A 12,933-nucleotide genomic window follows, 5' to 3' on the forward strand; every position below is an offset into this window, starting at 1 on the left:
AAAACACCCTAAATGATAACATTTAACCCTTTTAATCGCGAAATTTCTACACTATGTAAAAATGATTGTTTAGGGGTATAGCATTCCTCAAAATTTGCCCCTAGAATGAATTTTCGATGTTTCAGGGAGAAATAATATGGGATGGTGGAATACAATTGTAAATGGAGCACAAGTAGCAAAAGATACTGTTACCGATACGGTAAAATGGGTTTGGGACTGGACCTATACCCCTGCAGTCAAAATCTCTACGTTTGCAGTAAACATGGTGTTTTCGACATTAGAACAAGCGCAAGCGTTAAAAACATCACTTCCAGCATTAGGCTCGGAGCAATCATATAAAATAATTAAAGCAGCAACTAATATCGCGGTCTATCAGATTATGCCCTTAGTCGTAGTCAATATGGTAAATACCTCATTACAAACAGCGGTTAAAACTGGACGTGAACAAGAAGAAGAAACGACCCTTTTATACAACACCATGGTGATTCCTGCAGCTACCGCCATTGATTGGGCAGTTTGGGTATGGACTACCCAACGGTCATCTCATATGCTCGCTCAAACCTTGGCCATTGATACCATGGGTGCTGCCGCGTTTAATACAACCAAGCCCAAACCTAAAAATAAAGAACTTACACCCTGCGAAAAGGAGCATTGTAATTTAAAACGTAAGGTAAAAGGCTCGCTTCGTGAATTCTTCGTATTATTCTTAAATGATTTATTAACTGGGGGAGTAAGTTATCTACCCTATGCTGGTGAAATAGTCGCTTTAATCTTAAAAACAGGCTTTTCTGGCGATCTAATTACTCGGGGCGCAAATTTAGATCTTTGCGAACGGCACAGGGCTTCAGCAGAGCGGTCGAAAATATGGTCTTTAGGTGTCGCCTACGTGATCACCGAAATGCTTTTAGACAAAGCACTACAATCAACTGTTGGCATACCGTCTTATGCAGCGCATAGAACCATGCGCCACATGTTAATGCTATTTTTTATTAATAATGCAACTCATATGAAAATCGACTATGTTGCTCCAGGAAAGTATACTTTACTGGACCCTGTCGTCACCTATGGGAAAGCCACTGGCTTTCTCGCTGATGTGATTATTTCTGGTTCCAAAGCTGAAATTGCCAGACTATTTCAACCTCAACCCAATAAAAAACCATTAATTTCCGTGCCTGACATTTTAAGACAGCTAACGGCAATACTAAATAGTGACTTGGAGCGATTAGACAGACCGAAACCAAGTCATTTAAAAATAGTCGCCAAGAAAATTGCTCCCAGCATTTATTACGACTCCAAAGCCGCAATCAATGATCCGGTATTCCGTATTTTCTGGCCAGACATGCACGAACTTGGGCTTGATATTATCGATATTGTAAAAATGGCTGGAATTCCTGTAGCAAACCTGACTCACTCGCACATCCCCTTAGTTGCTGCAACCATAAGAAAAGCCGTACCAGAGCTACTGTATCAGCGCTATGGCATCTCACCCAAGGTCACAGACTTTCTTATAACCTTATGTTCTGATGAAGATTTTTGGACGTTTGTGCAAGCACTACAGCAATGGTTGCAACGCCACGACTTGCGCGAAGCTCCTCCCTTAGCAACGGCCAGCGATTCGCAAGTGTCTGCATTACATGAGTCCCGTGAAACACCCCCACTACTAACCGGAAATAAAGGTGATAGCCAACCACTTCGGACTCTAACCACGGAAGCCCAACCATTAGTCGACTTAAAAATTAATTCGAGGCAAAGTCAACGAGAATTAAACCCTTATGCACTTCTTCACCGAAAGCCGCCTCCAAGGATGGAAGCAGAACAAGAATCTTCTACGTCAACTTCTTTGAATAAAGTCATACAGAACAATTATTTTTAAATAATAATTAGTTATGGTAAATACTTAATGACTACCAGGCTAGACTGACAAGCCTAGCCTTGATTGTTTGCGCCTCTCCCGGAGCGGGGCTTAACAGCCAGCCTTAAAATACATTAAAAACAATTAAGTTAATTAAAATAACTTGGTTAAATGAACATCATTTCTGATCGCCCTGCCATTTATGATTACACCTTGCTATTTAAAGTGCTCTAGTGCTATATTTACGAGCTGGTTAGCCCATTAAAATACACCTTTCAAGATACTCGGAATATGAATCAAACATTGTCCACCCCCAAAGCACCAGGATTTCTTTGCGTAACTATGGGTATAGTTACGTCCCTGATCTTACTTATTAATGTTTCATTTAAAATCGTAGTATTGAAAGGATTGGTATTTTCTATTCATGCGATTATTTGCCCTATAATTGCAGGTTTGTATCTTATCGGATTGCGTAAATGCACGCAGAAAGAGCAACGCCATATACTAAATATTTCACTCATGTCTTTATATGCCTTTTGTCTTGGCGTTTATGTATTAATTAACTTACCAACCGTAGGACACATGCGGGAAAATCCTGTTTATCAAATTGTGTTTGATGATCTTCCTAAAAAATTCTTCGCGGTGACCATTTCCTTTGTGCTCAGTTTTTATGTGCCCCACCTCTTAGGCAGCGCTAGGACTCCGAAGATTTTCTCTTCAACAAAACACTGTATGCTTTTAGCATTATTTGGTGGCTTAAGCTTTTTTATTTTGAATTTTTTCCTTTTATTTGCAGGCGAGCATCTCCATAACTTTAACCAAATTATGCTCGATTCATTAATGATTGCCACCTCCTTGCTGCTAGTAATAGGCATCATCTATTTAATGATTTATTTAAAATACCTACACACTCCATTTACCCTCCAACGTGATAATGAACTATTCCCTCTCTGTTACTATTTAAGTGGCTTTGCTGTAGTAATTATGCTGATTTGCCTGGCCTGCGAGTATCGTATTGTCACCTTGGTTAATCGTCACTGGATTTTAGCCGCCAGTGCCTTGTTCTTTCCGGTTACCTTAGCGATTAGCACCTTGATGGGTGAGTTATGGGGCTATAAAGCGAATTTAAAATTGAGCTTGATTATCATCGCCTCTCAAGTGATTTTTGATATTTTATTATCGATCATTGTGATTCTTCCATCGCCTTGCTTTTGTAACTCAGAATCTTTTTACCAATATATTATGATGCGACGATTGCCGGCAACGTTTCTAACTTTATCCGCAACCTTTATGAGTAATACCTTGTTACTACATTATCTTAAGCGTCATGCGGTACAACGGCCTTTACGGATCCTGATTGCGAATGTCTGCGCGAACTCATTATTATGTTTGATTGACTACAGCCTATTGTTTGGTGGGATTTATTCTTGCGATCAAATTATTAATTTAGTCGCTAATGTTTGGCAGTATAAATTGTTTATCACCATCTTGTTACTGCCCTTGATTCTGAAGTTTTGCAATCAAATTGAAAAGAATGTCAGTAAAACCGTAGCCCGTATTAGCGCAGCGTAATACAGGCACGGTTCAATTAATGGATTAATCTTTTTTCTCTGGGCGCTTCCAGCCATAAATTGTTTTTTGCTTTGATTCCGTCAGGGTCAATTCACTTGGTGGCACATTCTTACGAATGGTACTGCCCGCGCCTATAGTAGCATTAGCACCAACGGTTACTGGAGCTACTAATTGGGTATCTGAACCAATAAAAGCACCATCTTCGATCACAGTCTTATGCTTATTTACCCCATCATAATTACAAGTAATGGTCCCAGCACCTACATTAACTTTTTTACCTAGTTGCACATCGCCTAAATAACTTAAATGACTAGCCTTACTGCCTTCATCAAAGACTGCCTTTTTGGTTTCCACAAAATTACCAATCTTACACTTTGCCGCTAATTGCGTCCCAGAGCGTAAACGAGCAAAAGGTCCTATCGCACATTCATCACCAATACTACAGCCTTCCAATACACTGTTAGCATAAATTTCAGTACCGGCTCCAAGCGTTACATCAGTCAACACGCAGTTAGGTCCGACAACACAGCCATCTCCCAAAACCACCTTTCCGTTAAAAACACAGTTCACATCGATGAACACGTCTTTACCACAAATTAATTCCCCGCGTAAATCAAAGCGATGGCCATCCGCAATAGCAACCCCTTGCAGCATCAATCGCTCTGCTTCACGATGTTGCCAGATACGCTCTAGTTGCTGTAATTGTAAGCGATTGTTAACGCCATTAATCTCAGATACATCCTTGGTTTTTAGGGTGGCAATCATTGCATCATCCGCCACCGCTAAGGCAATAATATCGGTTAGGTAGTACTCATTTTGTGCATTTTTATTGCTTAAGCGGGGTAACCAATGCGCTAAATTTTCCGCTTTTGCGCAACAAATACCCGTATAAATTTCTTTAATATTCTTTTCTTGCTCATTTGCATCTTTTTCTTCTACAATCGCATAAACTTTGCCTTGAAGATCGCGAATGATACGACCCAAACCAAAGGGGTTTTCAAGGTGGGCAACTAAAAGTGCCAAAACGGATTGATGAATATCCGCTGGTTTGCTACATTCAACTAAAGATCGAAGGATATCTGCTTGAATGAGAGGCACATCAGCAGATAAAACCAGAACTTGTGCTTGAGGTGGAATATGAGGCAGCGCTTGCATTAATGCATGCCCGGTACCTAATTGTTCTGTCTGATGGACCCAATGTACAGGTAAGTCAGGGAGTGAGTTCTTAATTTGTTCACCACCATGACCATAAATAACATGGATTGCATCAGGATTTAATTGCTGTGCGGTTTCCACTACTCGAACTAACATGGGCTTTCCAGCAATCTGATGAAGCACCTTAGGAGTATTGGAATACATTCTTTTGCCCTGTCCTGCAGCTAATATTACGACGTGTAGATTCATGAGATTTGTTATTCCCTAGGTTAAAAACAATAACAGGTATGCAATGAAGCAATTTTTACGTTATCAGTAGATTAAGTTTTGTTTATGATAAACAAATTGCATTTAAAGGAGTAGAGCAATGACGATATTTGTTAAAGCAGCTAAAGATCTAATTAATAGAGTTTTACTTAAGTCGATTGAAGACTCCATCGCCGAAGATAAAAAAACCCTTTTTAGTTGGTTTAGAGATAAGGATCTTTCTGACAAACAACGAGAGCTAACCAGAGACTTACAAAAAGAAATTGACGCCTTCAATAGCCTGGATTCGGATGAACGAAGTCTCGCAGCCCTAAAAAAATTGGTTACTGACACCGATCTTATCGTACAAGAACAACGAAAGCTCAAACAATGGGATCGAGGGCTTCTTAATAAAACATTAACTAATATCAACTCAACATTAGACCGCTTTTATAATCTGATTTCCACCCAGACATTCAAACTGGCTGATATGGAAGATAATACGGAAGCATTCCATATTCTTTGCTTTTATGCTGCGTACTATTTAGGTGAAAATATTATGTGCCCAGTCGAAGAGGATATTTTTACCAAAGCCCTTGATGCCATTGCGAGCAAAGTTTCTATCTCACCCATCGAGATTCGAGCCAAGAAAGAGGAATGTCTAATTAAAAACCTTATCGATTGTAAGAAAAAGCTCGATGGCTTAGACACCGAACGAGATGAATATGCAGATCTTTGCCTAACCTTTGTTACTGACGCAATCAAAGCAATTACGCGAGAAAATGCAGATATTTGTGAAGAATCAAAGCCTGTTGCCTCATTACCCATCGTCTCATTCTCCGGACTTGGCCTCAATGTTAAAGCATCGCCGATTAAACCCAGCAGAGGACGTTTAAGAGTAGCGATGGAGAATGCTAGTGATGATATTAAAGATTTGTGTGAAGAAAACAAACCCAAAATCGCTGCAAATCTGCAATAGAGCGAGTTATAAAATATAACTCGATTTATTAGCCATCACGGCAAGAAGCACGTCACGAAGCAACCAAAGAGTTCGAAGCATAAAACCCTGGGTTGCTTCAATAAATACCTATAGAGCAAATTAAGACATCAACTCGCCACAAAGGTTCATTTCCATCATGGTTTTTATTTGCGGAATATCCAATTTTTTACTCAATAAATAGAGTAACTTACAATGTGCAGCCTCAGGGGTCATATCATGACCACTAATAATCCCTGCCTGCTTTAAAGTATGGCCTGTTGCATATTGGTCCATTTCCACCCGTCCTTCTTGGCATTGAGTACAATTAATAATAATGACTCCACGGTCACAGGCATCTTTGAGCAAACTCAAAAAGCGGGGATCATTATTTTGCGCATTGCCCGCACCATAAGTTTCCAAAATTAAACCACATAGAGGCTGATTTAAAATATAGGCTAAAACATCAGAAGCAAAACCTGGAAAGAGCCGGAAATTAGCGATGAATTGGGGTTCAACCATTTGCAAACGAAATGGATTTTCGCAAGGCGGTAATAATAGCTCCTGATGAACCTTTATATCGATTCCTATGGTTGCTAAATGCGGATAATTGGGTGAACCAAAGGCATTAAATCCTTGCGCACTTATTTTTTGCGTGCGATTACCCCGCAATAAATGCTGATTGAAATAAATACATACTTCATTAATTGGTTGATGCGCACAAAGCCATAGCGAGGTAACAATGTTATCAATTGCATCATTACGCACCTCAGATAAAGGAATCTGAGATCCGGTGATAATGACCGGCTTTGCTAAATTTTCCAACATAAACGATAAGGCGGAAGCCGTGTAAGCCATTGTATCGGTGCCATGAAAAACAATAAATCCATCAAAAGCATCATAATGATCCGCAATATCTTTAGCGATTCGATTCCAATCGCTTACGGTCATATTTGATGAATCCAGCAAGGGATGATACTCCTTGATCGTATATTCGGGTAAGTCCTGATGTTTTAATAATGGGATTTGCTTTAATGCGGAAGCAACATATCCCACCGCTGGTTCATATCCATTTTCAGTTTTAATACAACTGATCGTTCCTCCGGTGTTAATAATTAAAATATGTTTATTCATCAGACTTTAGATTTGAGTATTTGTCCTAATTATATATCTAACCTGAACAAGGTTAAAGCAAAGTGAGTTCTTGTTTTATTACATGTTGCGCGTTAATTAGCTCCGTTCACTCAAAATTTTAGTACTAGTTACATTTTTTTTAATAATAATTACGGATTTAATTGCCAAGTTCTTGCAGTTTATGGAAAAATCAAGGTATTAGCGATTTAGTCTAAACAGTGACATCATGGTGATTGATCGTGCCGGTTATCGGTTGAATGTAGGTATTATCCTAGTCAACGACCAAAACAGAGTATTTTGGGGAAGAAGAAGTGGACATGATGCCTGGCAATTTCCACAAGGTGGACTAGCCGCTGGGGAAACATCAATCCAAGCAATGTTCCGAGAGTTGCATGAAGAAATAGGTTTAGATAAAGAAGATGTTGAAGTAATAGGCTCTACTAAGCGTTGGCTTAAGTACAGACTTCCGAAACAATATTTGCGTCATGGCAGTGAGCCCTTAGTAATTGGCCAAAAACAAAAATGGTTTTTACTAAAACTTGTTGCCAGTGAACAAAAAGTAAAACTGGATCTGAGCGATTCGCCAGAATTTGATAGCTGGCGTTGGATCGATTTTCATGAGCCAGAAGGGCAGGTTATCTTTTTTAAGCGCCAAGTTTATTCTCAGGCCTTAAAAGAGTTAGAACCTTTATTAAAAAAAAATCGTCGTACTCCCTACGGTATGAAACGGAAAAAGAGGTAATCATTGGCGTAGATGCTTAAGGTACTGAAACGAATAGTTCAAGAAGTCACCGCAGCCCAACAGCTCTCCGAGGCCCTTGGCATATTGGTGCAACAAATTAATAAAGCCATTAATGCCGAGGCGGTATCCGTTTACCTTATTGATACAAAACATGCTGAGTACGTACTCATCGCGACAGAAGGCTTAAATAAACAAGCCGAGTCTCGAGTTCGTGTCGCACTCGACAATGGCTTAATTGGTCAAGTAGGACGACGTGAAGAACCCATTAATCTGGAAGATGCCCCCTCCCACCCTGATTTTTATCATCATTCATTATTAGGTGAAGAACGCTTTAAAGCCTTTCTTGGGGTTCCCATCATTCAACATCGTAAACTCTACGGTGTTTTAATTATTCAGCAAACCGAACAACGCTGTTTTGATGATATGGAAGAATCCTTCCTAATTACGCTGGCCGCCCAGCTGGGCGGTATTATTGCTCATGCGGAAGCCACGGGCGAATTAGCCGAATTAACCCAGCCCAAGCCTATGGGTGGTATGGAAAAAATTGAATCCAATGCCACCGCTTTAGCCGGTATTGGTTCTGTTCCTGGTATCGGGATTGGTACCGCGGTTGTGGTATATCCCCCTGCGGATATTGATGCGGTTCCTCGTCATCCGGTAGAAACCTTGGATGAAGAAATCAGCACCTTTTATGAGGCCTTAGAAGCGACTCGAGATGACATGTTACGCTTAGGGCGACGTATGAAGGCCGTGGTTGCGGAAGAAGAGCATGCATTATTTGATGTGTATTTACGTATCCTGGATAAAGACAGCTTAGGTGCGGAAGTCGTACAAGTCATTCGCGAAGAAAAAATCAGTGCGCAAGCCGCGTTAGCCACGATAATCAAAAAGCATGTGGCACAGTTTGAAAGCATGGAAGATTCCTATCTACGAGAACGTGCTAGTGATTTTCGGGATCTGGGTCGACGCGTATTGGCGGCCTTACAATGGTCACAGCATGAAGAATTAGTTTATCCAAACCGTACCATTTTGATTGGCGATGAAGTAACCGCTGCAGCCCTTGCTGAAGTGCCCGAAGGTTGCTTGGCAGGTGTTGTTTCCGCCAAAGGCTCAAATAATTCCCATGTCGCTATTTTAGCACGTGCCTTAGGTGTGCCCACCGTGATGGGGGTTCGTGGTTTAAAACTAGAGTATGTTAACCGCCGCGCCATTGTTGTCGATGGTTATTTTGGACAGGTACACGTTTCGCCATCGAAAGCCGTATTAACTGAATTTAAACTCTTAAAACAAGAAGAACGGGCGCTAAACCAAAGCTTGGTCAGTCTTCGCGATAAGCCTGCAGAAACCACTGACTGTTATAAGATTTCCTTACAGGTGAATACGGGACTTGCCATGGACGCCGGTCTATCCATGAGCGTGGGCGCTGAAGGAGTTGGTTTATACCGCTCGGAAGTTCCATTTATGAGTCGGGATCAATTCCCTTCTGAAGATGAGCAAACCATTATTTATCGGCAAACCCTGAAAGCATTTGCCCCACGTCCAGTGACCATGCGTACGCTCGATATTGGCGGTGATAAAGTGTTACCCTATTTCCCAGTGGAAGAAGATAACCCCTACCTGGGTTGGCGCGGTATACGCGTTACCCTCGATCACCCGGATGTATTCCTAATGCAAGTACGGGCCATGATGCGTGCCAGTGAAGAGTTAAATAACTTACGTATTATGCTGCCGATGGTGACCACACTAAGTGAGGTAGAAGAGGCAACTTATCTGATTGACCAAGCCTATGCTGAATTGCTGGAAGAGGGTTGTAACATCGCCAAACCCAAATTAGGGGTGATGATCGAAGTTCCTGCCGCAGCTTATCTAGCACGCGAAATCGCCAAACGGGTTGACTTTATTTCCGTTGGCAGTAACGATTTAACCCAATACTTTTTAGCGGTAGATAGAAATAATGCGCGTGTAGCGAGTCTCTACGACTCCATGCATCCTGCCATGTTGCGCATTTTACTTAAAGTAGTTGAAGGAGGCCATGCGGCCGGGGTTGAAGTGAGTATTTGTGGTGAAATGGCCAGTGATCCTTTAGCCGTAATTTTATTAATTGCAATGGGCTTTGATACCTTAAGTATGAACTCAGCCAGCTTACCCCGCGTAAAATACGTAATTCGTAATTTTGCGATTGCCAATGCGCGCAAAATTCTTGCTGAAGTACTTGAATTCGAACATCCCGCAGAAATTCGCCTGCATTTGGAAAAAGCATTGGAGACAGAAGGCCTAGGCGGCTTAATTAGAGCTAGGAAATCCATATAGTGACGCTTGTAATTCTTCATGGAGTCATTTACTTATTAATTGGCGCCTTTGCAGGAATTGTTGCGGGTTTATTTGGAATTGGTGGTGGTTTAATTGTCATTCCAAGCCTGGTCTTTGTCTTTCAACAAATGGCGGTGATTCCTCATGAGATGCTCATGCATGTTGCCGTTGGTACTTCTTTGGCCATCATGATTATTACCTCGCTTTCAGCGGTCATAGCGCACCACAAGGTGGGCAATATTCTGTGGTCAGTGCTGCAGAAACTATGGCTGGGCTTAATTGCCGGGACAATATCAGGCTCTGTTCTTGCAGCGAAGATACCTAATGCCTGGTTAAAAATATTCTTTGGTATTTTTTTACTTTTTGTTGCCCTCAAAATGTTGTTCGATAAGTCCAAAGAGCCTTCTGAATCATTTCCTAAACCATGGATAATCTTTCTCGTCTGCTTTTTTATTGGCCTTACTTCCGGACTGCTCGGGGTTGGAGGGGGAATTTTAATCGTTCCCTTCATGATTTACTGTGGTATCCCCGCACGCAAAATTGCAGGCATATCCAACTCATGTGCCTTTACTATAGCCGTGATTGGCGCGATAACCTTTATTATTACCGGCCTCAATGAAACAACGGAAATCCCCTATACCCTAGGTTATGTTTACTGGCCAGCTATTCTTCTAGTTGGTGCTACCAGCAGTATGTTCGCCCCCATAGGCACGAAGTTGCACTACAAATTACCAGTCCATCAATTAAAGTATGGCTTTATCGTATTGCTTATTTTAACCTCAATAAAAATGCTTCTCTAAAGGAATTTATCGCTTATGCTTCAGTACCCTTACCTTAATCCGGTTGCGTTTTCACTGGGTCCCATCCAGGTACACTGGTATGGCTTAATGTACCTCATTGGCTTTGTGAGCGCCTGGCTTCTCGCTCATTGGCGCATGAAACACTACAAATTAGATTGGAATTCAGACCAAATTAGTGATTTGATTTTTTATGCCGCACTCGGCGTCATCATCGGTGGTCGTGTTGGCTACATGCTCTTTTATGATTTCCCTGTATTAATCCATACTCCTTTGTCATTATTTAAAATCTGGGAAGGAGGAATGTCATTCCATGGTGGTTTATTAGGTGTTATTGGCGCTTTATGGCTGTTTGCGCGCAAATACAAACGCTCCTTCTGGGAAGTCGGGGATTTTATTGTGCCTTTAGTTCCTATCGGCCTTGGCGCTGGGCGTGTTGGTAATTTCATTAATGGTGAACTCTGGGGGCGCGTAACCGATATGCCTTGGGGCATGGTTTATAGCCACGTTGACGCACAACCTCGCCATCCATCAGAAATCTATGAATTTGGTTTAGAGGGTATTGGTTTATTTATCTTAGTCTGGTGCTATGCCAGCAAGCCCCGCCCTGCTGGCCGAGTATCGGCAGTATTCCTTATCGGTTATGCCGTATGCCGCATTATCGCGGAATTTTTCCGTCAACCAGACCCTCAATTAGGTTATCTTGCATTTGGATGGTTAACTATGGGTCAAATTTTATCCGTTCCTATGATACTATTGGGCCTTTTTTTATGGTGGCGAGCTAAACGATGAAAACATACTTGCAATTATTAGAGCATATTTTACAACACGGAACTGAAAAAACCGACCGAACAGGTACGGGAACCCTATCCGTCTTTGGCCATCAAATGCGGTTTGATTTACGTGAGGGTTTTCCTTTAGTCACCACGAAAAAGCTACACATGCGCAGCATCGTGCATGAGTTACTGTGGTTTTTAAAGGGTGACACCAATATTGCCTACCTCAAAGAAAATGGCGTCTCCATTTGGGATGAATGGGCTGATAACCATGGTGATTTAGGCCCCGTTTATGGCAAACAATGGCGCAGCTGGCCTACCGCTGACGGTCGTCATATTGACCAGCTCAGTGAAGTACTGGAGCAAATCAAAAAGAACCCCGATTCCCGTCGCTTAATTGTCAGTGCCTGGAATGTAGGGGAACTAGAGCAAATGGCCTTAATGCCCTGTCATGCCCTGTTTCAATTTTATGTAGCCAATAACACCCTGTCATGCCAATTGTATCAACGCTCCGCGGATGTCTTTTTAGGCGTGCCGTTTAATATCGCATCCTACGCCCTGCTGACGCATATGGTGGCAGAACAATGTGGGCTAGAAGCGGGTGAGTTTATTTGGACGGGTGGCGATTGTCATTTGTATTTAAATCACGTGGAACAAGCACGTACCCAATTAAGCAGGGAGCCATTCCCTTTGGCTCGCTTACATATCAAACGGAAAGTAAGTTCCTTATTTGACTATGTTTATGAAGATTTTGAGTTTGTGGATTATCAATCCCATCCTACGATTAAGGCTCCAATTGCAGTGTAAGCGTATCTTCGTCATCGTCAACTTGTCCCAAAGAATAACCATGAGAAGAATTGCTGCTACCAACGCTTCTCTCTGACAAGTGACTTGGTGTAGGGGACCCTAAACCGTAACCTGGCGATGACGTTGTACTCTTAGCACCGGTTGATTGTTTTATAGGTGTTGTCGTCTGTTCCACGTCCTGCTCAACATCAATAGATGTTGACGAAGAAGACGTACGCCGATGTTTCGAACGAAGACTTTCCGGAGTATTTACGCCCAAAGCATAGGCAGGAGAAGAAGAAGTACTACCCGTTCCTACCCACTTTGTAGGTGGTGTTCTACCCAGAGAATAATCGTCTTCGTCTTCTTCCACCGTTGCCCCCACAGATACGGTTGTATTTCCACTCGCTCCTAGCATATCCCCTATATTGATATAAGTCTGGGGATTAAGACTAGAACCTGTTGCAGACAAAATACGCTCTTTTTCTGGTGAGACAGTCGAACTCCCACAACAAAAAATTGTTTTAAATATTTCAAGTATAGTCATAAAAAGTGATCCTCTAAAATAAATAGGTAGCGCAGCACTA

At 41.8% G+C, this 12,933-nt stretch carries 11 protein-coding genes; 8 read left to right on the forward strand and 3 right to left on the reverse strand.

Annotated elements, in window-relative coordinates:
- Positions 1–136: 136 nt before the first annotated feature.
- Together ACQY7T_RS00655 and ACQY7T_RS00660 are read left to right on the forward strand one after the other, a co-directional pair.
- Complete coding sequence (locus tag ACQY7T_RS00655) at positions 137–1,873, forward strand: hypothetical protein (protein ID WP_428410810.1); 1,737 nt, start codon at positions 137–139, stop codon at positions 1,871–1,873.
- 270 nt (positions 1,874–2,143) lie between these two features.
- A complete protein-coding gene (locus tag ACQY7T_RS00660) occupies positions 2,144–3,424 on the forward strand; it encodes a VUT family protein (protein WP_428410811.1) in 1,281 nt (426 codons plus the stop codon).
- 24 nt (positions 3,425–3,448) lie between these two features.
- On the opposite strand, the gene glmU is transcribed toward ACQY7T_RS00660, so the two are convergent.
- The gene (gene glmU, locus ACQY7T_RS00665; protein ID WP_428410812.1) at positions 3,449–4,828 is read right to left on the reverse strand and encodes a bifunctional UDP-N-acetylglucosamine diphosphorylase/glucosamine-1-phosphate N-acetyltransferase GlmU; all 1,380 of its coding nucleotides are present in this window, start codon (positions 4,826–4,828) and stop codon (positions 3,449–3,451) included.
- Between the two features lie 118 nt (positions 4,829–4,946).
- Here glmU and ACQY7T_RS00670 point away from each other — a divergent pair, with 118 nt between their 5' ends.
- Positions 4,947–5,804: a hypothetical protein gene (locus tag ACQY7T_RS00670; RefSeq protein WP_428410813.1), complete on the forward strand. Its 858-nt coding sequence runs from the start codon at positions 4,947–4,949 to the stop codon at positions 5,802–5,804.
- Positions 5,805–5,924: 120 nt separating this feature from the next.
- Here ACQY7T_RS00670 and ansA read toward each other — a convergent pair whose 3' ends face one another.
- A complete protein-coding gene (gene ansA / locus ACQY7T_RS00675) occupies positions 5,925–6,935 on the reverse strand; it encodes an asparaginase (RefSeq protein WP_428410814.1) in 1,011 nt (336 codons plus the stop codon).
- Between the two features lie 226 nt (positions 6,936–7,161).
- Between ansA and ACQY7T_RS00680 the strand changes: the two genes are divergently transcribed.
- The 5 genes from ACQY7T_RS00680 to thyA are packed head-to-tail and all read left to right on the forward strand — an operon-like array spanning position 7,162 to position 12,367.
- Entirely contained in the window at positions 7,162–7,677 is a 516-nt protein-coding gene (locus ACQY7T_RS00680) for an RNA pyrophosphohydrolase (protein ID WP_428410815.1), read from the forward strand.
- 12 nt (positions 7,678–7,689) lie between these two features.
- Positions 7,690–9,987: a phosphoenolpyruvate--protein phosphotransferase gene (gene ptsP, locus ACQY7T_RS00685; RefSeq protein WP_428410816.1), complete on the forward strand. Its 2,298-nt coding sequence runs from the start codon at positions 7,690–7,692 to the stop codon at positions 9,985–9,987.
- Positions 9,987–10,787: a sulfite exporter TauE/SafE family protein gene (locus tag ACQY7T_RS00690; protein ID WP_428410817.1), complete on the forward strand. Its 801-nt coding sequence runs from the start codon at positions 9,987–9,989 to the stop codon at positions 10,785–10,787. Before ptsP ends, ACQY7T_RS00690 begins: the two co-directional genes overlap by 1 nt.
- A gap of 15 nt (positions 10,788–10,802) precedes the next feature.
- Positions 10,803–11,576: a prolipoprotein diacylglyceryl transferase gene (gene lgt / locus ACQY7T_RS00695; RefSeq protein ID WP_428410818.1), complete on the forward strand. Its 774-nt coding sequence runs from the start codon at positions 10,803–10,805 to the stop codon at positions 11,574–11,576.
- Positions 11,573–12,367, forward strand: a complete 795-nt coding sequence (thyA, locus tag ACQY7T_RS00700; RefSeq protein WP_428410819.1) for a thymidylate synthase — start codon at positions 11,573–11,575, stop codon at positions 12,365–12,367. The genes lgt and thyA overlap by 4 nt, the downstream gene beginning before the upstream one ends.
- Here the strand turns inward: thyA and ACQY7T_RS00705 are convergent.
- A complete protein-coding gene (locus ACQY7T_RS00705; RefSeq protein WP_428410820.1) occupies positions 12,345–12,893 on the reverse strand; it encodes a hypothetical protein in 549 nt (182 codons plus the stop codon). The two genes, thyA and ACQY7T_RS00705, sit on opposite strands and share 23 nt — an antisense overlap.
- Between the last annotated feature and the right edge of the window lie 40 nt (positions 12,894–12,933).

The sequence above is a fragment of the Legionella sp. genome, assembly GCF_965140895.1.
In the GTDB taxonomy this organism is placed as follows: domain Bacteria; phylum Pseudomonadota; class Gammaproteobacteria; order Legionellales; family Legionellaceae; genus Legionella.

Bases quoted from the DNA above. Each gene is read 5' to 3' on its own strand.
- ACQY7T_RS00655 (WP_428410810.1), top strand. From the start codon at position 137: ATGGGATGGTGGAATACAATTGTAAATGGAGCACAAGTAGCAAAAGAT.
- ACQY7T_RS00660 (WP_428410811.1), top strand. From the start codon at position 2,144: ATGAATCAAACATTGTCCACCCCCAAAGCACCAGGATTTCTTTGCGTA.
- glmU (WP_428410812.1), bottom strand. From the start codon at position 4,828: ATGAATCTACACGTCGTAATATTAGCTGCAGGACAGGGCAAAAGAATG.
- ACQY7T_RS00670 (WP_428410813.1), top strand. From the start codon at position 4,947: ATGACGATATTTGTTAAAGCAGCTAAAGATCTAATTAATAGAGTTTTA.
- ansA (WP_428410814.1), bottom strand. From the start codon at position 6,935: ATGAATAAACATATTTTAATTATTAACACCGGAGGAACGATCAGTTGT.
- ACQY7T_RS00680 (WP_428410815.1), top strand. From the start codon at position 7,162: ATGGTGATTGATCGTGCCGGTTATCGGTTGAATGTAGGTATTATCCTA.
- ptsP (WP_428410816.1), top strand. From the start codon at position 7,690: ATGCTTAAGGTACTGAAACGAATAGTTCAAGAAGTCACCGCAGCCCAA.
- lgt (WP_428410818.1), top strand. From the start codon at position 10,803: ATGCTTCAGTACCCTTACCTTAATCCGGTTGCGTTTTCACTGGGTCCC.
- thyA (WP_428410819.1), top strand. From the start codon at position 11,573: ATGAAAACATACTTGCAATTATTAGAGCATATTTTACAACACGGAACT.
- ACQY7T_RS00705 (WP_428410820.1), bottom strand. From the start codon at position 12,893: ATGACTATACTTGAAATATTTAAAACAATTTTTTGTTGTGGGAGTTCG.